This window comes from Pseudorhizobium endolithicum (assembly GCF_902153245.2).
In the GTDB taxonomy this organism is placed as follows: Bacteria; Pseudomonadota; Alphaproteobacteria; order Rhizobiales; family Rhizobiaceae; genus Neorhizobium; species Neorhizobium endolithicum.
On sequence record NZ_CABFWF030000010.1, the window covers coordinates 162,770 to 187,306 of the forward strand.

A 24,537-nucleotide genomic window follows, 5' to 3' on the forward strand; every position below is an offset into this window, starting at 1 on the left:
TGAACATATAAGCTCGCCCACGGCCGATTCCACGTCCGTCAATGCCTCGACCTTAGGGCCATTTGGTTGAAAAAGAGGTAACCCTTTGCAGGCAAAGCGACACGATCCCAAAAACGTTCCACTGAGCCCGGAGGCTGCGGAGGAGATTGCCGTTGCCATTCTGGGATGGCTTGCCACCGAACCGGATATGCTCCAGCGCTTCCTTGCGCTGAGCGGGCTGGAGGCGGGCCAACTCCGCCACGCGGTGACCGACAACGGCTTCCTGGCGGGAATGATCGATTTCGTCATGGCGCATGAGCCGACCCTAGTGGCATTCTGCGATGCGACGGGTACGAAGCCGGAGACGGTTGCCGCCGCTGCCCGCCACTATACCAAGCCTGCACTGGACTCCGGCCAATCGTGAAAAACCGGCCTCCCCGATGTGGATGGACGGCGATGAGGCATTGAGCCATTGACCGGCAAACGCTACGGTGCGGATGTTCAATTTCTGTTCCGCCCATGACGTGTGCGACCGACACCCATCCCGGCTTCTGTCGTGACTGCCTTGCCGAGCAGAAGGCGCAACTGCGCCGATGCCACAGTTGCGGCAGCCCGCGTGTCATCCACCACCCGGAACTCTACGACCTGACGATCGCGCACATAGATTGCGATGCCTTCTATGCCGCCGTCGAGAAGCGGGACAACCCCGACCTTGCCGACAAGCCGGTGATCATCGGCGGCGGAAAGCGAGGCGTTGTCGCGACGGCCTGCTATATCGCCCGCATCAACGGCGTCCGGTCGGCGATGCCGATGTTCAAGGCGCTGGAAGCCTGTCCCGACGCCGTCGTCATCCGGCCCGATATGGAGAAGTATGCGAGGGTCGGACGGCAGGTGCGGCAGCTCATGCTGGACCTGACGCCGCTGGTGCAGCCGCTCTCCATCGACGAAGCGTTCCTGGATCTCCACGGCACCGAGAAGCTCCACCATGATCCGCCTGCCCGCATTCTGGCAAAGCTCGCCAAGCGGGTGGAGGCAGAGATCGGCATCACCATCTCGATCGGGCTGTCCTATTGCAAGTTCCTCGCAAAGGTCGGTTCCGACCTGCAGAAGCCGCGGGGCTTTTCGGTGCTCGGACAGGGAGAGGCGATGGAATTCCTGGCATCTCGCCCCGTCACCACCATCTGGGGCGTGGGCAAGGCCTTCAACAGCGTACTGGAGGCCGATGGAATCCGGATGATCGGCCAGTTGCAGGCGATGGAAGAGAGCGACCTCATGCGACGCTACGGCTCCATGGGCCAGCGCCTCTACCGCCTGGCGCGCGGCATCGACGACCGCGATGTCCATCCCAACGATCCGGCGAAGAGCGTTTCCGCCGAGACGACCTTCTTCGAGGACATCTCGCGCCACGAGGAGCTCGTGCCGATCCTCCGCAGGCTGTCGGAAAAGGTCTCGACAAGGCTTAAGAAGCACGCCGTCGCGGGACAGACGGTGGTCCTGAAGCTGAAGACTTCAGACTTCAAGAGCCGAACCCGCAACCGTCGGCTGGAAGATCCGACGCAGTTGGCGGACCGCATCTTCCGAACCAGCCTTTCGCTTCTCGAGCGGGAGACGGATGGTACGAAGTTTCGCCTGATCGGCATCGGCGTCACGGATCTGCGCGATCCCGCGCAGGCCGATCCGCCCGACCTCGTCGATCCTTCCGCAGCCCGCCGTGCCGCGGCCGAAGCAGCCATGGACCGGCTTCGCAACCGGTTCGGCAAGGCGGCTGTTGAGACCGGCTACACGTTCGGAGATCGTCGGCGCGATCAATGAAACGTGAAGGAAAACGGCCCGGTTGCGATTTCCTTCCATTTTTATGAAAACCTTCCTTAATCAGCCAGCGCTAAGATGACCGTTCTGTATTGCGTAAGAGGTTGTCTATGCTGCGTCGTATCGTGTTTGGGCTCGGGCTCATGTCCGCGACTGTCCTGTCGCACCCCGCATCCGCCGAGGCACAGCGCAGTCTCCAGGTCGTTATTTCCAAGGCCACCCAGTCGATGAAGATCTACGACGGCGAGACCGTGGTCGCCACGTCGCGCGTCTCGACCGGGAAGAGCGGCCACACGACGCCAAGCGGTATTTTCTCGATCCTGGAGAAGCGGAAATATCACGAGTCCAACATCTATTCGAACGCTCCCATGCCCTTCATGCAGCGCCTGACCTGGTCGGGCATCGCCTTGCACGAGGGGCACGTGCCGGACTATCCCGCGTCGCACGGATGCGTACGCCTCCCCCGCGGCTTCGCCAAGACCCTGTTCGGCATGACGGAGCCAGGCCTGCACGTGGTCATTTCGGATGAACCGGTCGAGCCTGTCCGCATCGAGCACGTCAACCTTTTCGCGCCGCTGAAGCCTATGCCTTCGGAGCCGCTGCTTTCCGACATCGACCTGCGGCCCACGGTGAAACGAAAGACGCCGGAACCCTACGAGGTGGCGATGAATTCTGCCGAAACGGCTCCGGACATGACGGTTACGGCGTCGATCTCACCCGTGGAGCGCGCCCCCCTGAAGATCCTCGTCCATCGCCGCGGCGAGCGCGAAACCGTTCATGACGTCCAGGTGCTGCTGAACTATCTGGGCTTCGACGCCGGCCCGGCAGACGGACTTGCCGGTTCCAAGACGCGGGATGCAATCGCAGGCTTCAAGCGCTGGAAAGGTCTGCCTGCCGACGGAGCGCGCATCTCGGAGACATTCCTCGAAACCCTCTACCGCACGACCGGAAAGGATCTTCCTCCCGCGGGACAACTGCTCGTGCGGGAAAACTTCAAGCCTCTCTTCGAGGCGCCGGTGGGCATCCGGGAACCGGGAAAGCCGCTCGGCACCCATTTCTTCATCGCCACAGGCGTCGATCCGATGCAGGAGAAGGCGGTCTGGCATGCCATGACGCTGCCGAACGTGCTGACTTCCGCCGAGCGCGGCCGGCTTGGGATCGCGCCCGAGGCAAGCGAATCTTCCGCCTCCGAGGCGCTCGATCGCCTCGACATTCCGTCAGAAGTGAAGGAGCGGATCGCCACGCTGATGAGCAACGGTACATCCCTGACGATCACCGATCAGGGGCTTGGACCGGAAACCGGCAAGGGTACCGATTTTGTTACCCTGACCCGCTCCAAACCGCAGGTCGCCACGGCGCAGGCTGTATCGGACAAGCCGAGCAAGCCCCGCCGTCCGTCTCTCCGCTCCTACCGGAACGGCGTCGGTCTCTATTGAATCAGACTCGGAGGGCACCGCCGCCGCTGAGCGCCCTCCCGCAACGCTCGTCAGACCAGTTCGACATCCACCACGCCGGGCGCGGCCCGCAGCGCGGCGGCAATCTCGGGCGAAATCCGGAACTTCTCGGTCAACTCGACCTCGATCTCGCGCTGGCCGTCATCCTTGATGACGATGAAGGAGACAAGGCCATCGCCCTTGGTGTTCAGGTGCCGCGCGACCGTCTTCAGGGGCCCCGAATCCCGAACGTAGACGCGCAGGGCCTTCTGCATGCGGACCGATTGCTCCTCGAGCGAGGCGGCCGTCTGGATCCGCAGACCGATGCCTTCCGGACGTTCATCCGCCTGCACCGTGATGACCAGCGATTTGCCGGGCTCCAGCAGGTCCCGGTACTGCGCAAGCGCCTCGGAGAACAGGACGGCCTCGAACTGGCCGGAGGCGTCGGAGAAGGTGACGATACCCATCTTGTTGCCGGTCCGGGTCTTCCGCTCCTGTCGGCCCGTGACCGTTCCGGCCAGTCGCCCTGCCGTCGCCCCCTGCTTTACCGCGACCGAAAACTCCGCAAAGCTCTGGACCCGCATCTTGGCCAGCACGTCGCGGTAGGAATCCAGCGGATGCGCAGACAGATAGAAGCCGAGGACCTGGTATTCCCGCATCAGCTTTTCCGACGGAACCCAGGGCGTAAAGCTCGGGAAAATCAGCGTTTCCGGCCCCGCGGCGGAGGATGAGCCGAACATGTCGGACTGGCCGCTGCTCTTGTTCTCCTGCGCACGCTGGGCGTAACCGATGATCCGGTCGAGGCCGCCGATCAGTTCCGCCCTGTCCCGCCCGAAGCAGTCGAAGGCGCCGGCGAAAATCAGGCTTTCCAGCACACGGCGGTTGATCTGCTTGGGGTCGATCCTCAGGCAGAAATCCTCGATCGAGGCGAAGGGCTTGTCGCCGCGGACCTCGACGATGTGATCAACGGCGGACTCGCCGACGCCCTTGATGGCCGCGAGCGCGTAATAGATCCTGTTGTCGTCGGTCTCGAACCGCCGGAAGGACGTTTGAACCGAAGGCGGCACGACCGTGATGCCGAGACGCGCGGCATCCTGGCGGAAGTCGTTGAGCTTTTCGGTATTGGCCATGTCGAAGGTCATCGACGCGGCAAGGAACTCCGCCGGATAATGGGCCTTCATATAGGCGGTCTGGTAGGAGACGATCGCGTAGGCGGCGGCGTGGGACTTGTTGAAGCCGTAGTTGGCGAACTTGGCCAGAAGGTCGAAGATCAGGTCTGCCTGCGGCTTCGAAACGCCGTTCTTGACGGCACCGTCGACGAAGCGGGCGCGCTGCTTGTCCATCTCCTCCTTGATCTTCTTGCCCATGGCGCGGCGCAGAAGGTCGGCTTCGCCGAGCGAATAGCCGGACAGGACCTGGGCGATCTGCATCACCTGTTCCTGGTAGACGATGACGCCCTGGGTTTCCTTCAGAAGGTAGTCGATCTTCGGATGGATCGATTCGATCTCCTCTTCGCCGTGCTTGCGGGCATTGTAGACCGGAATGTTCTCCATCGGACCGGGGCGATAGAGCGCAACGAGCGCGATGATGTCCTCGATGCAGTCCGGCCGCATGCCGATCAGCGCCTTGCGCATGCCGGCACTTTCCACCTGGAACACGCCGATCGTCTCGCCGCGGGAGAGCATTTCGTAGGTCTTCTCGTCATCCAGCGGTATCGAGGCGAGGTCCACGTGGATGCCGCGTTTGGCAACGTAGTCGACCGCAGTTTTCAACACGGTCAGCGTCTTCAGCCCGAGGAAGTCGAACTTCACCAGGCCTGCCTGTTCGACCCATTTCATGTTGAACTGGGTGACCGGCATGTCGGAGCGCGGATCGCGGTACATCGGCACGAGCTTGGAAAGCGGCCGGTCGCCGATCACGATGCCGGCGGCGTGCGTCGAGGCGTGCCGATAAAGTCCCTCGATCTTCTGGGCGATGTCGAGAAGGCGTGCGACCACGGGCTCCTTCTCGGCCTCTTCCTGCAGCTTGGGCTCCTCCTCGATCGCCTTGGAGAGCGGTGTCGGATTGGCTGGATTGTTCGGCACCAGCTTGCAGATCCTGTCGACCTGGCCGTATGGCATTTCGAGCACCCGGCCTACGTCGCGCAGCGCCGCGCGGGCCTGCAGCGATCCGAATGTAATGATCTGGGCCACTTGCTCACGGCCGTATTTCTGCTGGACGTAGCGGATCACCTCCTCGCGCCGGTCCTGGCAGAAGTCGATGTCGAAGTCAGGCATCGACACGCGTTCCGGGTTGAGAAAGCGCTCGAACAGCAACGAGAAGCGCAGCGGATCGACGTCGGTGATGGTCAGTGCATAGGCGACGAGCGAGCCTGCACCGGAACCACGGCCCGGGCCGACGGGAATGTTGTGCTGCTTCGCCCATTTGATGAAGTCCGAAACGATGAGGAAGTAGCCGGGAAACTTCATCCTCTCGATGACGCTGAGCTCGAAGTCGAGCCGCTCCCGGTACTCCTGCTCCGTGTAACCGGGCGTCATGCCGAGCAGCGCGATCCGCTGTTCCAGCCCTTCCACCGCCTGACGGCGAAGTTCCGCCGCCTCGGCGCGCTCCGCTTCCTCCGCATTGGCCGTCGCTCCGGTGAACCGCGGCAGGATCGGCTTGCGGGTGTTCAGAATGAAGGAGCAGCGCTGCGCGATCTCGACCGTATTCTCCAGGGCTTCCGGCAGATCGGCGAAGAGCGCTGCCATCTCGGCACGGCTCTTGAGGCAATGGTCGGGCGTCAGGCGAAACCGGCTGTCGTCCGAGACGATGGCATTGTGCGCCACGGCCATCAGTGCGTCATGGGCGTCATAGTCGTCGCGCGACGGGAAGAAGGCCTCGTTGGTGGCAACCAGCGGCAGATCGTGCTCATAGGCGAGGCTGACGATCTTGTGCTCGTGGCGCCGGTCATAGGATCCGTGGCGCTGCAGTTCCACATAGAGCCTGTCGCCGAAAGCCGCGTTGAGGCTTTGCAGCCGCGCCTCCGCCAGGCCGGCGCTTCCTTCCCGCAAGGCGATGTCCACCGGGCCTCCCATAGCCCCGGTCAAGGCGATCAGACCTTCCGTTCCAGCCTCATCAAGCCAGGAGCGGCGAATATGGACGGCGCCGTGGCCTTCGCCGCCGAGATAGGCGCGGCTGACGAGATCGACAAGCCGCTCGTAGCCCTCCGCCGTCGAGGCAAGGAGAACGATCGCCGGCAGCTTCGCGAGTTGCTGATGGTTCCGCCGCTCCTCCGCCTGATCCTCCATGTCGATGGAGATCTGGCAGCCGATGATCGGCTGCAGCCCCTCCCCGACCGCCTTCTGCGCGAACTCCAGCGCGACGAACAGGTTGTTGGTATCGGTGATGGCGATCGCCGGCTGGCTGTCGGCAACTGCCTTCGACAGGATCTTCTTGAGGGGCAGCGCTCCCTCCAGCAGCGAAAAGGCGGAATGGACCCGCAAGTGGACGAACTGCGGCGAATTTCCGTCGCCCGATATTACCCCGCTGTCCGTCCGTTCTGCCATTGCTGTCACTCACCTCATGAATCAGGTGATTTTCCGGCCTGCGGTTCGCGGAGTCCAGTTCCGACTTTGGGTTCTCCAATACCTATTCGTGAACCGCAGCCTAGATGGCCAGCATGAGCATCGAAATGCTCGCAACGAAGGTTGCAATGGAAGCGAATGCGGCAATGTCCCGAATGAGATCAGTCATGGTCGTCTCCCTTGTTCCTTTATGTTTTTATTTTGTTCTCATTTTGTACCTTTCGTCAAGTACGAAACGGAACAGGAACGAAAAAGGCCGCCGTCGCCGGCAGCCTCGGTAAACAGGGGGTTAAGACATCCAGGTGTTAGAAGTCGACGACCTTCCCGCCATCGATCGTCACCCGCCGATCCATGCGTGCGGCGAGTTCGTGATTGTGGGTGGCGATGAGCGCGGCCAGGCCCGACTGCTTCACCAGCGCCTCCAAGGCGTCGAACACGTAGGATGCGGTCTCGGGGTCGAGGTTGCCGGTCGGCTCGTCGGCGAGCAGGATACGCGGTGCATTGGCGACCGCGCGAGCGATGGCGACCCGCTGCTGCTCGCCGCCGGAGAGCTCCGCCGGGCGGTGGTCGGCGCGGTGGCCGATCCGCATGTAGTCCAGAAGCTGGCTTGCCCGCTCCCGCGCCTCCTTCTCGCCAAGCCCGGCGATGAGCTGCGGCATCATGATGTTTTCGAGCGCCGTGAACTCCGGAAGCAGGTGGTGGAACTGGTACACGAAGCCGATCTCGCTGCGGCGGATCGCGGTGCGATCATCGTCGGGCAGCCCGTTGCACGGATGCCCGCCCACGAAGACCTCGCCTCCGTCGGGATGCTCGAGAAGCCCTGCAAGGTGGAGGAGCGTTGATTTGCCGGTGCCGGACGGCGCCACAAGGGCGACGATCTCGCCGCTCCGCAATTCGAAATCCGCTCCCTTCAGGATCGAAAGCGTCGTTTCGCCCTGGCCGTAATGCCTTTCGACGCCCGAGAGCTTCAGCACTGTCCTGGCTGCCATGAACCGATGCAATCCTATTCGTATCTGAGGGCTTGAACCGGGTCGAGCTTGGAGGCGCGCCAGGCGGGAAAGATGGTGGCGATGAAGGAAAGCGTCAGCGCCATCAGGACCACGGACAGCGTCTCGCTGAAACTCATCTCGGCCGGAAGCTGACTCAGGAAGTAAAGTTCCGGATCGAACAGCACGGTACCCGAGAGCCAGGAGAAGAACTGCCGGATGGATTCGATGTTGAGGCAGACGATGACGCCGAGCACGACGCCGGCGAGCGTGCCGACGGTGCCGATCGCCGCCCCTGTCATGAAGAATATCCGCATGACGGCACCGGAACTCGCGCCCATGGTGCGCAGAATGGCGATATCGCTTCCCTTGTCCTTCACCAGCATGATGAGGCCGGAAATGATGTTGAGCGCCGCCACCAGCACGATCAATGTGAGGATCATGAACATGACGTTCCGCTCGACCTGCAGCGCGGAGAAGAAGGTCTGGTTGCGCTGGCGCCAATCGGTGATGTGGATCTGCCGCCCCGCCGCAGCCTCGACCAGCGGACGCAATCCGTCGACCCCTTCCGGATTGTCGACGAACAGCTCGATCGACTGCACCAGGCCGTCCGCGTTGAAATAAAGCTGCGCTTCCTCCAGCGGCATGAAGATCATCGTGGCGTCGTATTCCGACATGCCGATCTCGAAGACGCCGGAGACCGGATAGGATTTGACCCGCGGATTGACGCCCATCGGTGTCACATCGCCCTCAGGAGAGATCAGCGTGATGTCGTCTCGGGCCGAGAGACCCAGCGAAGCCGCCAGACGGGAACCGACCAGCACGCCCTGGCCCGAGGCAAAGCCGATGATGTCGCCCTGCTTGATGTTGCCCGCGACTTCATGCAGCTTTTCCAGATCCTCCGGTCGCACGCCCCGGACGAGCGCGCCGGAGCCGGCGCCACCCTGGCCGGAAGCGAGCGTCTGCCCCTCGACCAGCGGAAGCGCCATGCGCACACCGGGCACGCCCTGGAACTTGACCGTCAGATCCGCGTAATCCGTCAGCGGTCCGTCGACGGGCTGGACGATCATGTGGCCGTTGATGCCGAGAATGCGGGAGATCAGCTCGGTCCGAAAACCGTTCATCACCGCCATGACGATGATCAGCGTGGCGACCCCCAGCATGATCCCGATGAACGAGAAGCCCGCGATCACCGAGATGAAGGCTTCCTTGCGGCGGGAGCGCAGGTAGCGCCAGGCGACCATCCGCTCGAAAGCGGAGAAAGGCCCCGCGGACGGTCCGCGTGCCGCCTTGTTTGTCTGCGCCTCCGCAACGCTCGCCATTCCCGTCCTCAGCCTCTCGCCTTCATCCCGTCACCCGCCTCAGGCGAGCAGCTTGTTCATGGCCGCTTCGAGAGTCATGACTTCGCGCGCGCCGGTCTTGCGGTCCTTCACCTCGACTTCGCCATTCGCAGCCGAGCGCGGCCCGACGATGATCTGCACCGGCACGCCGATCAGATCGGCGGTGGCGAACTTGGTGCCGGCCCGGTCGTCGGTGTCGTCGTAGAGGACATCCTTGCCCGCCTTGCCCAGACCGTCATAGAGCCGGTCGCAAAGCCCGTCGCAAGCCTCGTCCCCCGCCTTCATGTTGATGACGACGACGTCGAAGGGCGCCACGGATGCCGGCCAGATGATTCCGTTCTCGTCATGCGAAGCTTCGATGATGGCGGGAACAAGGCGCGTCGGTCCGATCCCGTAGGACCCCATGTGGACAAGGTGCTCCTTGCCGTCCGGCCCCTGCACCCTGGCGCCCATCGGCTCTGAATATTTGGTGCCGAAATAGAAGATGTGGCCGACCTCGATGCCGCGGGCAGAAAGGCGGTCACCTTCCGGAATGGCGTCGAACGCCGCTTCGTCGTGCATCTCCGATGTCGCGGCGTAGAGGGAGGTCCATTTGTCGAAGATCGCCTGCAGGCCGGCGACGTCGTCGAAGTTCGTCTCCGCGGAGGGAATGGCGAAATTGACGAAATCCTTGTGGCTGAAGACTTCCGACTCGCCGGTCTCGGCCAGGATGATGAATTCGTGGCTGTGGTTGCCGCCGATCGGGCCCGTATCGGCCCGCATCGGGATGGCGCGCAGCCCCATGCGCGCGAACGTGCGCAGATAGGCCACGAACATCTTGTTATAGGAATGGATGGCGTCTTCGCGGGTAAGATCGAAGGAATAGGCATCCTTCATCAGAAACTCGCGCGAGCGCATCGTGCCGAAGCGCGGACGGATCTCGTCGCGGAACTTCAACTGGATATGGTAGAGGTTGAGCGGCAGGCTCTTGTAGGACTTCACATAGGAGCGGAAGATGTCGGTGATCATCTCCTCGTTCGTCGGCCCGTAGAGGAGAGGACGATCCTGCCGGTCCTTGATGCGCAGCATCTCCTTGCCGTAGTCGTCGTAGCGACCGCTCTCCTGCCAGAGATCGGCGGACTGCAGCGTCGGCATCAGAAGCTCTATGGCGCCGGAGCGGTCCTGCTCCTCGCGGATGATCCGGTTTACCTTGTCAAGGACGCGCTTGCCGAGCGGAAGCCAGGAATAGATCCCCTGCGCCTGCTGGCGGATCATGCCCGCCCGCAACATCAGTCGGTGGGATACGATCTCCGCTTCCTTCGGATTTTCCTTGAGGATCGGCATGAAATAGCGGGATAGGCGCATGAGGTTTTCCGAGGTTTCGATGTCCTTGAGGGGAATCGCATGTTTGCAGCGGGTTTCGCAGCGTTCATAGCCGTTTCACCCGGTCAAGGGAACCCGGCCCGGCAAGCCGGTTGAGAACGGTCACGACGGGCGCGCGGAATGCGTGATGCTGGAAAGGAGGCATTTTGTGGCAAGCCTGCGACATTTTCGTCAACAGCAAAATAATGTTCAACTGTCGCAAAAATACAAAAAAAGCAGATGACAAGGCCCAATCTTTAGGCTAGCTTCAGCCCATAAAAGAGGCAAGGAGATCAAATTCTTGCTGCTTCGCGGTCAAGTCTTGGGAGGATAAGATCTTAGGCGCGCTCGTCGCAGCCCCGGCAACGGTTAAGGATCACGCGAAACTGGAACAAGGCCTCATGGCCTTGTTTTTTTTTGACCTCCCGCGCCGCCTTAGTCGAACTGCGGCACGATCCGCGGAAGATTGCCCAGGCTGATGCCGAAGTAGTTCGAGGCCGCGAACCAGGCCGCATAGATTGCGGCGGAGATCAGCGTCGTCAGAAGCAGAACGCGTCCTGCCCGGAACCGCGCGGGCGCGCTTTCAACCGTCCCCAGCGTCACGTCTCCCTCGTCCCCCTGCGACCGCATGCCGAGCGGCAGAACCGCGAACAGGGTTATCCACCAGATGATGAAATAGACGGCAAAGATCGACAACAGTGACATGAGGGCTTCCTGCAGGGACTGCGCCGCTTATAGCGGCAAAGATCGGTCACCTCAAATGACCCGGCAGGCGCGGAGTGTCACACCTCTTCAATTTCCACGAGCGTTCCGTCGAGGTCCTTGGGGTGGAGGAAGAGAACCGGCTTGCCATGGGCACCTATTTTTGGGTTGCCATCGCCAAGCACGCGAAGGCCGCTCGCCTTCAGGCGGTCGCGGGCCGCGAGGATATCCTCCACTTCGTAGCAGATATGGTGCATGCCGCCGGTTGGCGCCTTTTCCAGGAACGATCTGATCGGCGAATCCGCACCGAGCGGCTCCAGCAGTTCGACCTTGGTGTTGTCGAGCTCTACGAAGACGACGCTCACCCCATGCTCAGGCAGCGCCTGCGGTTGCGATACCCGTGCGCCCAGCACATCCCGGTAGGTGGCCGTCGCGCGCGCGAGGTCCGGCACGGCGATGGCAATGTGATTGATCCGGCCGAGCATGGCCTCCTCCGTTAGACCTTGTTGACGAATACCGTGACGACCGGCTTCTTTCCCCAGGCCTCGTTGGCCGCGGAACGGACCGCGCGGCGGATTGCCTCCCGCAAGGTCTCCAGGTCCTTGCGGCGGCCGCGGGGGATGCTCTCCACCGCGCCGAGCACGGCGTCGTAGAGCGTATCCTCCATATCCTCGCCTTCCTCGTCGAACTCCGGCAGTCCGAAAGCCACCAGGTCGGGGTCGCCGAGGAAATCATAGCGGCTGTCGAGAAGAACATTCACCGAGACGTGGCCCACATAGGCGAGCTTGCGGCGGTCGCCGATCCCCATCTCTTCCAGATCGCCGATCAGCTTTCCATCCTTGAATATCCGGCCGTGCGCGACCTGGTCGATGACTTCGGCCGGGCCGGGAGCGAGGCGCAACATGTCGCCGTTGCGGACCCTCGGAATCGTCGGAATGCCGGCCTGCCCGCCCAGTTCCGCCTGCGCGGTCAGATGCGCCGCCTCGCCGTGGACCGGCACCAGGATCTGCGGACGGGTCCACTCATACATCCTGAGCAGCTCGTTGCGGCGGGGATGACCCGAAACGTGAACGAGCGCATCATTGTCGGTGACGATATGCACGCCCTGGTCGATCAGGCCATTCTTGATCTCGAGGATGGCTTTCTCATTGCCGGGGATCGTACGCGATGAAAAGACCACCGTGTCGCCCGCGGCCAGCGCTACGTTTCGCATCTCGTCTCGAGCAATCTTGGCCAGTGCCGCCCGCGGCTCTCCCTGGCTTCCGGTCAGGACGACCACAACGCGGTCGCGCGGTATGTAACCATACTCGTCTTCGGCGATGAACGGCTTGATGCCCTCCATCAGTCCGATATCACGGGCGACGTTGACGACGCGCTTCATCGAACTGCCGAGCAGCAGGACTTCCCGGCCGGCGGCATGTGCCGCATGTGCGATCGACCGGATACGGCCGACATTCGACGAGAAGGTCGTGATGGCCACCCTGCCTTCGGCACTTTCGATGATCTTGCGCAGTCCCTCCGAGACCTCCTCCTCCGAGGGCGACACGCCGTCGCGTTCGGCATTGGTGGAATCGCACATCAACGCCAGCACGCCCTCGTCGCCGACCGCCCGGAACCGCGCCTCGTCCGTCAACGGACCGAGAGACGGGGCCTCGTCGATCTTCCAGTCTCCGGTATGCACCACATTGCCGAGCGGCGTGCGGATGACCAGCGACATGGGTTCGGGAATGGAGTGGTTGACGGCGACCGCCTCGACGTCGAACGGCCCGACCGTGATCCTGTCGCCGGCCTTGAAGGGCGTCACGGGAATGTCCGCGCGCGTGCCCTCGAAATTCCGCTTCGCCTCCAGCAGGCCGGCCGTGAAGGCGGAAGCGTAGACCGGCACGTTGAGACCCGGCCACAGTTCGTTGAGCGCGCCGTAGTGATCCTCGTGGGCATGGGTGATGATGATGCCCTTGAGGTTGTTCCGTTCGTTGGCGAGGAAACGGATATCCGGCAGGACAAGGTCCACACCCGGCAATTCGGGGCCGGCAAAGGTCACCCCGCAGTCGACCATGATCCACTGGCGCTTGCCCGGCGGTCCATATCCATAGAGCGCCAGGTTCATGCCGATCTCGCCGACACCGCCGAGCGGCAGAAACACCAGTTCTTCCTGTTTGGCCATAACGTCCTTATTCCGTTCGTGCGAAGAATACATCACCGGCTGCGATCGACAACATCTGCCCGCCGCCGGTCTCGAGCTTCAACAGCCCCTGTTCGTCAATGCCGCCAAACCGTCCGGCCAGCGAGCGGTCTGCAAGGTTGACGGTGATCTGCTCGCCGACGCCGCAGGCGACATCCAGCCACCGGCGGCTGATTTCGCCGATGCCGCGACCTTCATCCCAGGATTCCAGAACCTCCGCCATTTCCTTGAAAAGGTGAGCGAAAATCTCATCCGGAGATGCGTGGCATCCGTGATCCTCAAGGCGAGTGACCCCGTATGGTGCATCCTGTGGCATGTGCCGGATGTTGATACCGGTGCCGATGACCAGGGCATACCGTCCATCGGGCAGCCGTTCGCCTTCCATGAGAATGCCGCAGGTCTTCCGGCGTCCGATCAGGATATCGTTCGGCCACTTTACTTCAAGCGGCTCCGCGCCGGGTGGCAGTACGGCACGGATCGCGGCATGAACGGCAAGCGCAACAGCAAGCGGCAGCGATCCCAACCGCTCCATCGGCGCGGGATCGAGAAGCAGGAGCGAGGCATGGAGGTTGCCGGGCTCCGATGTCCACACCCGGCCTCGCCGCCCGCGGCCGCTGATTTGCCGCGCGGCCGTCAGCCAAAGGTTGCCGGGATCACCGGCGCGAGCGCGGGCAAGGCACTCCGTGTTGGTGGAACCGACGTCCCCCAGCGCTTCGTGGCGGAACGCCTCCAGCGAGAAGCGTTCCCTTGTGCTTGCCATCCTCAGAAGAAGGATTTCGCGGCAGCGTTCGCCGCGGTGCCGACCGGGCCGCCGAAGAGAACATAGGCTGTCACGAACAGGCCGGACAGGCTGAAGACGAGCCGGAGTTCACCCGCGATCCGGGCGAACTCGCCGGTTGCTTCATCGAACCACATCAGCTTGACGATGCGCAGATAGTAGTAGGCGCCGACCACCGAGGTCAGGACACCGATGATGGCAAGGGCGTAGAGCTTCGCCTCGATGGCCGCGACGAAGACGAAGTACTTCGCGAAGAAGCCTGCCAGCGGGGGAATGCCCGCCATGGAGAACATCAGCGCGGTCAGGACGACAGCCATGAACGGCTTCGTGGCGGCAAGGCCTGCAAGATCGTCGACATTCTCGACGTTCTCGCCTTCCTTGCGGCGCATCGCCATGATGCAGGCGAAGGTGCCGAGCGTCATCACCATGTATATGAGCATATAGAGGATCACGCCGGAAACGCCGGTCTCGGTGCCCGCGGCGAGACCCACGAGCGCAAAGCCCATGTGGCCGATCGACGAATAGGCCATCAGGCGCTTGATGTTACGCTGGCCGATGGCGGCAAAGGAGCCGAGCATCATGGATGCGATCGACACGAAGACGAGGATCTGCTGCCAGTCGGCAACGATCGGCATGAAGGCTTCCGAGACGACCCGCACGAGGATCGCCATGGCGGCGACCTTGGGGCCGGCTGCGAAGAAGGCCGTCACCGGTGTCGGTGCCCCTTCATAGACGTCCGGCGTCCACATGTGGAAGGGAACGGCGGAAATCTTGAAGCAGACGCCGGCCAGCACGAAGACGAGGCCGAAGACGAGGCCCAGCGACCGGGTATCGGCCGAAAGGACGGCGGCGATTTCATCGAAGCCGGTATTGCCGGTGAAGCCGTAGACCAGCGAGCAGCCATAGAGCAGCATGCCGGACGAGAGCGAGCCGAGCACGAAGTATTTCAGGCCGGATTCCGTCGAGCGGAGGCTGTCGCGGTTGATGGCGGCGCAGACATAGAGGGACAGCGACATCAGTTCGAGGCCGAGATAGAGCGCCAGCAGGTCGTTGGCGGAGATCAGCAGCATCATGCCGAGCGTCGCAAGGACCATCAGGACCGGGAACTCGAAGCGGTCGAGCTGCTCGGAACGCGCATGCCCCACGGTCATGATCATCGCCGTGACGGAGCCGATCAGGGCCACGACCTTCATGAAGCGCGCGAAGGGATCGAGCAGGAAGGCGCCGCCATAGGCCTCTCCGTCACCGGGCACCAGCACCAGCCAGAGACCCGCCGCAATGATCAGCGCCACGGCCAGGCCCGTCACGGTCGGAGCGGATCGGTCACCGGAGAAGACCCCGATCATGAGAAGGGCCAGTGCCCCCACTGCCAGAATGATCTCCGGCATGGACAGCTGCAGGCTAGCGAGGAAGAGTTCAGAGCTCATGTCCAGTTATGTCCCGTCTCAGTGCACTGTCAGTGCAAGGTCTTGCGCTGCCTGCAGGGCGGCGGCGTAGTTGTTGACAAGCAGGTCCACCGAGGCAGCCGTCGCATCGAAGATCGGTGCCGGATAGATACCGTAGAAGATGGTCAGCGCGACCAGCGGATAGAGGATCAGCTTTTCTCGGGCCGTCAGGTCCAGAAGCCCCTTGAGGCTTTCCTTCTCCAGGGCGCCCCAAATCACGCGGCGGTAGAGCCAGAGCGCATAGGAGGCCGACAGGATGACGCCGGTCGCCGCAAAGAGCGCTACCCAGGTGTTGACCTGGAAGACCCCGATCACCGTCAGGAACTCGCCGACGAAGCCGGAGGTGCCAGGCAAGCCGACATTCGCCATCGTGAAGACCATGAAGGCGACTGCATATTTCGGCATGTTGTTGACCAGGCCACCATACGCCGCGATCTCCCGGGTATGGAGACGGTCATAGATCACGCCGACGCAGAGAAAGAGCGCGCCCGAGACGATGCCGTGCGACAGCATCTGGAAGATTGCGCCCTGCACGCCCTGCATGTTCCCGGCGAAGATGCCCATGGTCACGAAGCCCATGTGGGCAACGGAGGAATAGGCGATCAGCTTCTTGATGTCGTCCTGCATCATCGCGACCAGCGAGGTATAGATGATGGCCATCACGGACAGCGTAAAGACGAAGGGTGCGAAGTAATCCGATGCCAGCGGGAACATGGCAAGTGAAATACGGATGAAGCCGTAGCCGCCGAGCTTCAGCATGACGCCTGCCAGGATGACCGAACCTGCCGTCGGCGCCTGCACGTGCGCGTCCGGAAGCCACGTGTGCACCGGCCACATCGGCATCTTCACCGCAAAGGCGGCGAAGGCGGCGAGCCACAGCCACGTCTGCAGGTTTGCCGGGAAATCATATTTCAGGAGTTCCACGATGTCGGTGGTGCCCGCCTGCCAGTACATGGCCATGATGGCGAGCATCATCAGTAGCGAGCCGGCGAGCGTATAGAGGAAGAACTTGTAGGAGGCGTAGACGCGATCCTTGCCGCCCCAGACACCGATGATGATGAACATCGGAATCAGGGTTGCTTCAAAGAAGACATAGAAGAGCACGATGTCGAGCGCGACGAACACGCCGACCATGACGACTTCCAGAAGGAGGAAGGCGATCATGTATTCCTTTAGGCGCTTCTCGACGGAATGCCAGCTGGCGAGCACGCAGAAGGGCATCAGGAAGGTCGTCAGGATGACGAACAGCATGGAGATGCCGTCCACCCCGAGATGATAGGAGATGCCCGTGCCGAGCCAGGGGCTCTTCTCGACCATCTGGAAGCCAGGGTTCGAGTTGTCGAACCCGATCCAGATGAAAAGCGACACCACGAAGGTGAAGACCGTCGTCAGCAGCGAGACGTTCAGGATGTTGCGACGCCCATAGGGGCTGTCTTCGCGTGTCAGCAGCAGGAGCAGCACGCCAACGAGCGGCAGGAAGGTGACCGTCGAGAGAATTGGCCAGTCGGTCATTACATTGAGCTCCCGAGCATCATCCAGGTGACGAGGGCGGCGACGCCGATCAGCATCGCGAACGCATAGTGATAAAGGTAGCCGGACTGCAGGCGCACGACGCTGCGGGTCACATCGACGACACGGGCGGCAACGCCGTTCGGGCCGTAGGCGTCGATGACGCCGATGTCACCCTTCTTCCAGAGGAAGCGGCCGAGCGCTTTTGCAGAACGTACGAAAAGGAAGTCGTAGATCTCGTCGAAGTACCACTTGTTGAGCAGGAACTCGTAGAGCAACTTCTGCGACTCGGCCAGGCGGCGCGGCGTGTCCGGCGACTTGATGTACATGTACCAGGCCGTGACGAAGCCGACCGCCATGGCGATGAACGGGCTCCACTTCACGAGCAGCGGCACGTGGTGGAACTCCTCGAGGATCTGGTTCTCCGGCAGGGTGAACAGCGCGCCCTTCCAGAAGTCGGCATAGTGGTGGCCGAAGAAGTAGCCTTCGAACAGGAAGCCGGCGGCGATCGCACCAATGGCCAGGATATAGAGAGGTACGAGCATCACCTGCGGCGATTCATGGACGTGATGCATCACGTCGGCCGACGCCCGGGGCTTGCCGAAGAAGGTGAGGAACGCCAGCCGCCACGAATAGAAGCTCGTGAACAAAGCCGCGATGACCAGCAGCGTGAAGGCAAAGCCCGCAGCAGCAGAATGCGACGCAAAGGCGGACTCGATGATCACGTCCTTGGAGAAGAAGCCGGCGAAGCCGAACATCGTACCGGGGATACCAACGCCGGTGAGTGCCAGCGTGCCGATCGTCATCATCCAGAAGGTGACGGGGATGTGCTTGCGCAGCCCGCCCATGTAGCGCATGTCCTGCTCGCCATCGACTGCATGGATGACGGAACCGGCGCCAAGGAACAGCAGCGCCTTGAAGAAGGCATGCGTGAAGAGGTGGAAGATGGCCGCGCCATAGGCCCCTACCCCCAGAGCCACGAACATGTAGCCGAGCTGCGAGCAGGTGGAATAGGCGATCACGCGCTTGATGTCGTTCTGGACGAGCCCGACGGTCGCCGCGAAAAAGGCGGTGATCGCACCGATGATGGTGACGAACAGCAGCGCATCCGGCGACAGTTCGAAGATCGGCGACATGCGGGCGACGAGGAAGACGCCGGCGGTGACCATGGTCGCGGCGTGGATGAGAGCCGAGACCGGGGTCGGGCCTTCCATCGCGTCGGGCAGCCAGGTGTGCAGCAGGAACTGCGCGGACTTGCCCATCGCGCCCATAAAGAGCAGCAGGCAGATCAAGGTCAGGGCGCCGTAGCGTGTCAGTTCCATGCCGAAGATGCTAGCGATGACGTCGCCACCTTCTGCAGCACCCTCGGCCGGCAGATAGGTCGCGGCCGTGGCGAAGATGGTCTCGAAGTTCAGCGATCCGAACAGCATGAAGATGCCGGCAATGCCGAGCAGGAAGCCGAAGTCACCGACGCGGTTGACGATGAAGGCCTTCATGGCCGCAGCGGAGGCGGAGGGCTTCTTGTACCAGAAACCGATTAGCAGATACGAGGCAAGGCCCACGCCTTCCCAGCCGAAGAACATCTGCGCCAGGTTATCGGAGGTCACCAGCATCAGCATGGCGAAGGTGAACAGCGACAGATAGGCAAAGAACCGCGGCCGATGCGGATCATGGTGCATGTAGCCGATCGAGTAGATGTGCACGAGCGAGGAGACCGTGTTGACGACGACGAACATCACGGCCGTCAGCGTGTCGATCCGGAATGCCCATTCGATGTCGATGCCGCCGGACTGGATCCATCGCAGGACCTCAACCTTGATGACCTCATGGCCTTCGCCATGCGCCATCGCGACGTTGAAGAACACGATCCAGGAGAGGACGGCGACGATCACCATCAGGCCGCTGGTGATGTATTCCGAAGCCTTTGCGCCGATCGATCGGCCGAACAGGCCGGCGATCAGGAAGCCGATCAGGGGAAGGAAGACGATTGCCTTGTAGATCATGACCTGATCAGCCCTTCATCATGTTGACGTCTTCGACCGCGATCGAGCCGCGGTTGCGGTAGAAGACGACGAGAATTGCAAGACCGATCGCCGCTTCGGCGGCCGCCACGGTCAGAATGAACAGTGCGAAGACCTGGCCGACGATGTCGTTCAGGTAGGAGGAGAAGGCCACCATGTTGAGGTTGACCGACAGCAGGATCAGCTCGATCGACATCAGGATGATGATGACGTTCTTGCGGTTCAGGAAGATCCCGAAGACGCCGAGGATGAAGAGGATCGCGCTGACCGTGAGGTAATGGGAGAGACCGATTTCCATGTCCAAATTCCTTCTTCGCCTACCTCAGAGACCCTGGCCCGACTTGACCTTGACCACCTCGATGGCGGTCTCGGGTGTGCGCGCAACCTGCCTGGAGACGTCCTGGCGCTTGATGTGGGTGCGATGGCGCAGCGTCAGCACGATGGCGCCGATCATGGCGACCAGCAGCACGAGGCCCGCGATCTGGAAGAAGTAGACGTAGTTCGTATAGAGCACGTCCCCGAGCGCCGCCGTATTGGTCCGCTCGGCCGGGTTCGGGATCGGCATGGTGATCGCCTCGGCGGCCTGCGGCGTCAGGACGCTGCCGCCGATCACGACGATCAGCTCGGCCGCGACGATCAGGCCGACCAGGATTCCGACCGGCGCATATTGCAGTACCCCTGCCCGCAGTTCGGCGAAGTCGATGTCGAGCATCATCACGACGAAGAGGAAGAGCACCGCGACCGCGCCGATGTAGACGACGAGCAGGATCATCGCCAGGAACTCGGCGCCCGTCAGCAGGAAGAGGCCGGCCGCATTGAAGAACACCAAGATCAGGAAGAGCACGGAGTGAACCGGGTTCCGCGACGAGATGACCATGAAGGCCGACGCCACCGCGACGAACGCAAAGAGATAGAAGAAAACAGCCTGCAGACCCATCGTGGTGCCTTTTCGTCCTCATCGGGACCGGCATCTGCCTCGCCCCGCTTGATCCGGCCGCCAGCGGCGTGCCGGAAAGTAACCTGCCATGTCTTTGGCCACTCCCATCGGGTGGCCATTGCGTCACCGGTAGGGTGCGTCCTGCGCCATGTTGCGCGCGATTTCGCGTTCCCAGCGGTCGCCATTCTCCAGCAGCCGCGCCTTGTCGTAGTAGAGCTCCTCGCGTGTCTCGGTGGAGAACTCGAAGTTCGGTCCTTCGACGATCGCGTCGACCGGGCACGCCTCCTGGCAGAAGCCGCAATAGATGCACTTCACCATGTCGATGTCATAGCGGACCGTGCGGCGGGTGCCATCGTTGCGGCGCGGGCCGGCTTCGATGGTGATCGCCTGGGCGGGACAGATCGCTTCGCACAGCTTGCAGGCAATGCAGCGCTCTTCGCCGTTCGGATAACGCCGCAGGGCGTGCTCACCGCGGAAGCGCGGTGAAACCGGGTTCTTCTCGAACGGGTAGTTCACCGTCGCTTTGGGCTTGAAGAAGTAGCGCATCGACAGGAAGAAGGCGCCGACGAACTCCTTCAGGAATAGCGAACTGACCGCTTGTGTCAGACTTGCCATCGTTATTCTCCAATGAGGCTCAGCTGAAGGCGGGCCATGTTACGCCCACCCCATCAGCTTGAGCACGAATGCGGTAATGATGACCATGGCGAGCGAGAGCGGAAGGAAGATCTTCCAGCCCAGCCGCATCAGCTGGTCGTAGCGGTAGCGGGGCACGAAGGCCTTCACCATCGAATAGACGAAGAAGATGAGGATGACCTTCAGGATGAACCAGACGATGCCGGGCACCCAGTTGAGGATCCAGATGTCGACCGGTGGCAGCCAACCGCCGAGGAAGAGGATCGTCGTCAGCGAGCAGATCAGCAGGATCGCCGCATACTCACCGAGCATCAGCATCATGTAGGGAGCCGAGGAATACTCGACCATGTAGCCAGCGACCAGTTCCGACTCCGCTTCCGGAAGGTCGAAGGGGGGACGGTTGGTTTCGGCAAGTCCCGAGATGATGAAGACGATGAACATCGGGAAGAGCGGCAGCCAGTGCCAGTCGAGGAAGGAATTCGGCAGGCCCATCATCGTGCCGAGGCCGTCCTTCTGCGCGAAGACCATGTCCGACAGGTTGAGCGAGCCGACGCAGAGCAGCACCGTCACGATCACGAAGCCGATGGAGACTTCGTAGGACACCATCTGCGCAGCCGAGCGGAGCGCACCGAGGAACGGATACTTCGAGTTCGACGCCCAGCCGGACATGATGACGCCGTAGACCTCGAGCGAGGAGATCGCGAAGACGTACAGGATGCCGACATTGATGTTGGCGATCACCCAGTTCTCGTTGAACGGGATTACCGCCCAGGTGGCAAGCGCCAGCGTCACCGCCACCAGCGGCGCGATCAGGAAGACGCCCTTGTTGGCGCCCGAGGGGATGATCGGCTCCTTGAAGACGAACTTCAAAAGGTCGGCGAAAGACTGGAACAGGCCCCAGGGACCGACGACGTTCGGACCGCGGCGAAGCTGGACAGCCGCCCAGATCTTGCGGTCGGCGTACAGGATGTAGGCGATGAAGACCAGGAGGCAGACGAGAACGAGCAGAGACTGCCCGATCATCACCAGTGCCGGCCATGCATAGGTCGAGAAAAAGGTATCGTCCATATTCCTGTTACTCCGCCGCAGCCTGGAAATTGTTGCGGGCCAGCGCCGAGCATTCGGCCATCACGGCCGACGCCCGCGCGATCGGGTTCGTCAAATAGAAGTCTTTGATCGGCGAAGCAAATGCCGACTTGCTCATCTCACCGCCTTTTTGCCCCAAAGCCGCCACAGGAGCGACATCGCCCACAGCGATCTCGTCCAGATCGGCGAAATGCGGGTAGGCCGCATAGAGCTGCGAGCGCAAAGCGGAGAGCGAATCAAACTGCAGTTTCTTACCGAGGACGTCCGACAGGGCGCGGATGATCGCCCAGTCCTCGCGTGCCTCGCCGGGCGGGAAGCCGGCCCGATTGCCCATCTGTACCCGGCCCTCTGTGTTGACCCAGGTGCCGGACTTTTCCGTATAGGTCGCAGCCGGCAGGATGACGTCGGCGTGATGAGCGCCGTTGTCGCCGTGGCTGCCGATATAGACCGTGAACTTCGCGCCCTTGCGGGTGAAGTCCATCTCGTCCGCGCCGAGCAGGAAGAGCACGTCCATGTTCGCCAGCATGTCGGCAGCGCCGACGCCGTTCGCACCCGGCACGAAGCCGAGATCCAGACCGCCGACGCGCGCGGCAGCCGTATGCAGCACGCCGAAGCCGTTCCATTCTTCGGTGACGGCGCCGATGGAGCCTGCAAGCTTTGCGGCGGCGCTGAGAATGACAGCACCATCGGCGCGCGACAGGGCGCCCTGGCCGACGATGATCATCGGGTTCTTCGCCTTGCGCAGCGTTTCGATGAAGCTGCCGGACCCGTTGATCAGTTCGCTCAGGCTGTCCGGGCCGGAGCCGAGATATTCGTAGTCATAACGCAGCTCGCCGCCTTCGCCGATCACGCCGATCGGGAAGTCGCCGCGGCGCCAGCGCTTGCGGATGCGAGCGTTCAGCACGGCCGCTTCGAGCCGCGGGTTGGTGCCGATCAGCAGGAGCGCGCCGGCGCGCTCGATGCCCTCGATGGTCGGGTTGAAGAGGTAGCTCGCGCGGCCGAGCGACGGGTCAAGCGCGGCGCCGTCCTGACGGCAGTCGAGGTTTTCCGAGCCGAGCGAGCGGATCAGTTCCTTCAGCGCATACATCTCCTCGACGGCAGCAAGGTCGCCGGCGATCGCGCCGATCTTGTCCGCGGAAGTCGCCGAAACGGCAGCCTTGATCGCGGCAAAGGCTTCGCCCCAGCTTGCAGCCTGCAGGCGCCCATCGCGACGCACATAGGGCCGATCGAGGCGCTGGGTCTTCAGGCCGTCCCAGATGAAACGCGTCTTGTCGGAGATCCACTCCTCGTTCACCAGTTCGTTGACGCGCGGCATGATGCGCATGACTTCGCGACCGCGCGTATCGACGCGGATTGCCGAGCCGAGAGCATCCATGACGTCGATCGACTCTGTCTTGCCCAGTTCCCACGGGCGAGCAGTGAAGGCGAAGGGCCGCGAGGTCAGCGCGCCGACCGGGCAGAGGTCGATGACGTTGCCCTGAAGCTCAGACGTCATCGCATGCTCGAGATAGGTGGTGATCTCCGCATCTTCGCCACGGCCGATCAGACCGAGCTCCGAGACGCCGCCCACTTCCGTGGAGAAACGGACGCAGCGCGTGCAATGGATGCAGCGGTTCATCACCGTCTTGACGAGCGGCCCGATATACTTGTCTTCGACGGCGCGCTTGTTCTCGGTGTAGCGCGAGGAATCCATGCCAAAGGCCATGGCCTGGTCCTGCAGGTCGCACTCGCCCCCCTGATCGCAGATCGGGCAATCCAGCGGGTGGTTGATCAGCAGGAACTCCATCACGCCTTCGCGGGCCTTCTTCACCATCGGCGTGTTGGTGAAAACTTCCGGCAGTTCGCCGTTGGGGCCGCCGCGGATGTCGCGCACGCCCATGGCGCAGGAGGCAGCCGGCTTCGGCGGGCCGCCCTTCACCTCGACCAGACACATGCGGCAGTTGCCCGCGACCGACAGGCGCTCGTGGAAACAGAACCGCGGAACCTCGGCGCCAGCCTCCTCGCACGCCTGCAGCAGCGTGAAATGATCCGGGACCTCGATTTCCTTGCCGTCGACCTTCAGCTTTGCCATCGTCTCACTTACGTCCTGTGCTCAATCCGCGGCGGCAGCCGGGGAAAATCCTTACTTCGCCAGCTTGCTGGCCTGACCGACCCAATCGTCCCGGGCGATGCGCCCGTCGAGACCGAGAACCTGGTCAAACTTCGCGATGTCCGCCTCGCCCCACGCCGCGACCTGGCCAAGCCGGGTGATGCCGTTCTCGTTCAAGACCTTCTCCAGCTTCGGCCCGATACCGGCGATCTGCTTCAGGTCATCGCCCGCGTCCGGCCTTGCCGCACGGCGAGCAGCCGCCTTGGTCTTGCCAGACCTGGAGGCCGGCCGCTTTACGGCGGAGTTGGCGGTCGTCTTCGCCTTTGGCTTGACCCTGCCTTCCGCCGTCTCGCCGGCCGCAGCCTTCCGTTTCGCCTTCGGCGTCCCATCAGGTGCGGCCGCAGAGGGTACCGATACGGCTTCCTTTGGCTCCGGCGCCTGAGGCTGCTCCGTGCCCCGTTCAGGTGATCCCGTAAGCCTGTTCTGCGCCTCAAGCGCACCCTGAAGCGCACCGAAGAAGGCGCCAGCGAACTGGCCGGCAATGCTCATACCCACGGCGGTGGCGGCCGCCATTGCCGCGGTAGACTGCGCCAGCAGCGGATTGTTCGCCATGGCTTCGGCGAAATCCGCATAGGCGGAAGCCGTCGCCGGCTTTGCCGTCGTCGCTCCTTCCTGCTGCTCTTTCACCGACTTAGCCACGTTTC

General features: G+C 62.5%; 20 protein-coding genes. 3 read left to right on the forward strand and 17 right to left on the reverse strand.

What is annotated here, in order from left to right; translation table 11 throughout:
* Positions 1 to 85 precede the first annotated feature (85 nt).
* The 3 genes from RTCK_RS06600 to RTCK_RS06610 all read left to right on the forward strand — a co-directional run bounded on the left by RTCK_RS06600 (position 86) and on the right by RTCK_RS06610 (position 3,224).
* The gene (locus RTCK_RS06600) at positions 86 to 403 is read left to right on the forward strand and encodes a DUF3572 domain-containing protein (RefSeq protein ID WP_235988603.1); all 318 of its coding nucleotides are present in this window, start codon (positions 86 to 88) and stop codon (positions 401 to 403) included.
* 95 nt (positions 404 to 498) lie between these two features.
* Positions 499 to 1,791 carry a DNA polymerase IV gene (locus tag RTCK_RS06605; RefSeq protein ID WP_142592222.1) on the forward strand — a complete coding sequence of 431 codons (1,293 nt, stop codon included), beginning with the start codon at positions 499 to 501 and terminating at the stop codon, positions 1,789 to 1,791.
* 107 nt (positions 1,792 to 1,898) lie between these two features.
* Positions 1,899 to 3,224, forward strand: a complete 1,326-nt coding sequence (locus RTCK_RS06610; RefSeq protein ID WP_142592223.1) for a L,D-transpeptidase family protein — start codon at positions 1,899 to 1,901, stop codon at positions 3,222 to 3,224.
* A gap of 50 nt (positions 3,225 to 3,274) precedes the next feature.
* On the opposite strand, the gene dnaE is transcribed toward RTCK_RS06610, so the two are convergent.
* The 17 genes from dnaE to RTCK_RS06695 form a co-directional block, all read right to left on the reverse strand.
* Positions 3,275 to 6,766 carry a DNA polymerase III subunit alpha gene (dnaE, locus tag RTCK_RS06615; protein ID WP_142592224.1) on the reverse strand — a complete coding sequence of 1,164 codons (3,492 nt, stop codon included), beginning with the start codon at positions 6,764 to 6,766 and terminating at the stop codon, positions 3,275 to 3,277.
* Positions 6,767 to 7,089: 323 nt separating this feature from the next.
* Positions 7,090 to 7,773, reverse strand: coding sequence for an ABC transporter ATP-binding protein (locus RTCK_RS06620; RefSeq protein ID WP_142521026.1), 684 nt, complete (start codon positions 7,771 to 7,773; stop codon positions 7,090 to 7,092).
* A 14-nt stretch (positions 7,774 to 7,787) separates the two neighbouring features.
* A complete protein-coding gene (locus tag RTCK_RS06625; RefSeq protein ID WP_142592225.1) occupies positions 7,788 to 9,092 on the reverse strand; it encodes a lipoprotein-releasing ABC transporter permease subunit in 1,305 nt (434 codons plus the stop codon).
* 39 nt (positions 9,093 to 9,131) lie between these two features.
* Positions 9,132 to 10,454 (reverse strand): proline--tRNA ligase, encoded by a 1,323-nt coding sequence (gene proS / locus RTCK_RS06630; RefSeq protein WP_142592226.1) that lies wholly within the window; start codon positions 10,452 to 10,454, stop codon positions 9,132 to 9,134.
* Between the two features lie 432 nt (positions 10,455 to 10,886).
* Positions 10,887 to 11,156: a DUF1467 family protein gene (locus tag RTCK_RS06635; protein ID WP_142592227.1), complete on the reverse strand. Its 270-nt coding sequence runs from the start codon at positions 11,154 to 11,156 to the stop codon at positions 10,887 to 10,889.
* 77 nt (positions 11,157 to 11,233) lie between these two features.
* Complete coding sequence (gene mce / locus RTCK_RS06640) at positions 11,234 to 11,638, reverse strand: methylmalonyl-CoA epimerase (protein WP_142592228.1); 405 nt, start codon at positions 11,636 to 11,638, stop codon at positions 11,234 to 11,236.
* A gap of 11 nt (positions 11,639 to 11,649) precedes the next feature.
* Positions 11,650 to 13,317, reverse strand: coding sequence for a ribonuclease J (locus tag RTCK_RS06645; RefSeq protein WP_142592229.1), 1,668 nt, complete (start codon positions 13,315 to 13,317; stop codon positions 11,650 to 11,652).
* Between the two features lie 7 nt (positions 13,318 to 13,324).
* Positions 13,325 to 14,095: a biotin--[acetyl-CoA-carboxylase] ligase gene (locus RTCK_RS06650; protein WP_142592230.1), complete on the reverse strand. Its 771-nt coding sequence runs from the start codon at positions 14,093 to 14,095 to the stop codon at positions 13,325 to 13,327.
* A gap of 2 nt (positions 14,096 to 14,097) precedes the next feature.
* A complete protein-coding gene (nuoN, locus tag RTCK_RS06655; protein WP_142592231.1) occupies positions 14,098 to 15,540 on the reverse strand; it encodes an NADH-quinone oxidoreductase subunit NuoN in 1,443 nt (480 codons plus the stop codon).
* A gap of 18 nt (positions 15,541 to 15,558) precedes the next feature.
* The gene (locus RTCK_RS06660; RefSeq protein ID WP_142592232.1) at positions 15,559 to 17,070 is read right to left on the reverse strand and encodes an NADH-quinone oxidoreductase subunit M; all 1,512 of its coding nucleotides are present in this window, start codon (positions 17,068 to 17,070) and stop codon (positions 15,559 to 15,561) included.
* Positions 17,070 to 19,070 carry an NADH-quinone oxidoreductase subunit L gene (gene nuoL / locus RTCK_RS06665; RefSeq protein WP_142592233.1) on the reverse strand — a complete coding sequence of 667 codons (2,001 nt, stop codon included), beginning with the start codon at positions 19,068 to 19,070 and terminating at the stop codon, positions 17,070 to 17,072. The genes RTCK_RS06660 and nuoL overlap by 1 nt, the downstream gene beginning before the upstream one ends.
* Positions 19,071 to 19,077: 7 nt before the next feature.
* Positions 19,078 to 19,386, reverse strand: coding sequence for an NADH-quinone oxidoreductase subunit NuoK (gene nuoK, locus RTCK_RS06670; RefSeq protein ID WP_142521036.1), 309 nt, complete (start codon positions 19,384 to 19,386; stop codon positions 19,078 to 19,080).
* A 24-nt stretch (positions 19,387 to 19,410) separates the two neighbouring features.
* The gene (locus RTCK_RS06675; RefSeq protein WP_142521037.1) at positions 19,411 to 20,025 is read right to left on the reverse strand and encodes an NADH-quinone oxidoreductase subunit J; all 615 of its coding nucleotides are present in this window, start codon (positions 20,023 to 20,025) and stop codon (positions 19,411 to 19,413) included.
* A 123-nt stretch (positions 20,026 to 20,148) separates the two neighbouring features.
* Entirely contained in the window at positions 20,149 to 20,640 is a 492-nt protein-coding gene (gene nuoI, locus RTCK_RS06680) for an NADH-quinone oxidoreductase subunit NuoI (RefSeq protein ID WP_052637913.1), read from the reverse strand.
* A 39-nt stretch (positions 20,641 to 20,679) separates the two neighbouring features.
* A complete protein-coding gene (nuoH, locus tag RTCK_RS06685; protein ID WP_142521038.1) occupies positions 20,680 to 21,726 on the reverse strand; it encodes an NADH-quinone oxidoreductase subunit NuoH in 1,047 nt (348 codons plus the stop codon).
* Positions 21,727 to 21,733: 7 nt separating this feature from the next.
* A complete protein-coding gene (gene nuoG / locus RTCK_RS06690; RefSeq protein WP_142592234.1) occupies positions 21,734 to 23,815 on the reverse strand; it encodes an NADH-quinone oxidoreductase subunit NuoG in 2,082 nt (693 codons plus the stop codon).
* A gap of 51 nt (positions 23,816 to 23,866) precedes the next feature.
* The gene (locus RTCK_RS06695; protein ID WP_142592235.1) at positions 23,867 to 24,532 is read right to left on the reverse strand and encodes a 5' DNA nuclease; all 666 of its coding nucleotides are present in this window, start codon (positions 24,530 to 24,532) and stop codon (positions 23,867 to 23,869) included.
* Positions 24,533 to 24,537: the final 5 nt, after the last annotated feature.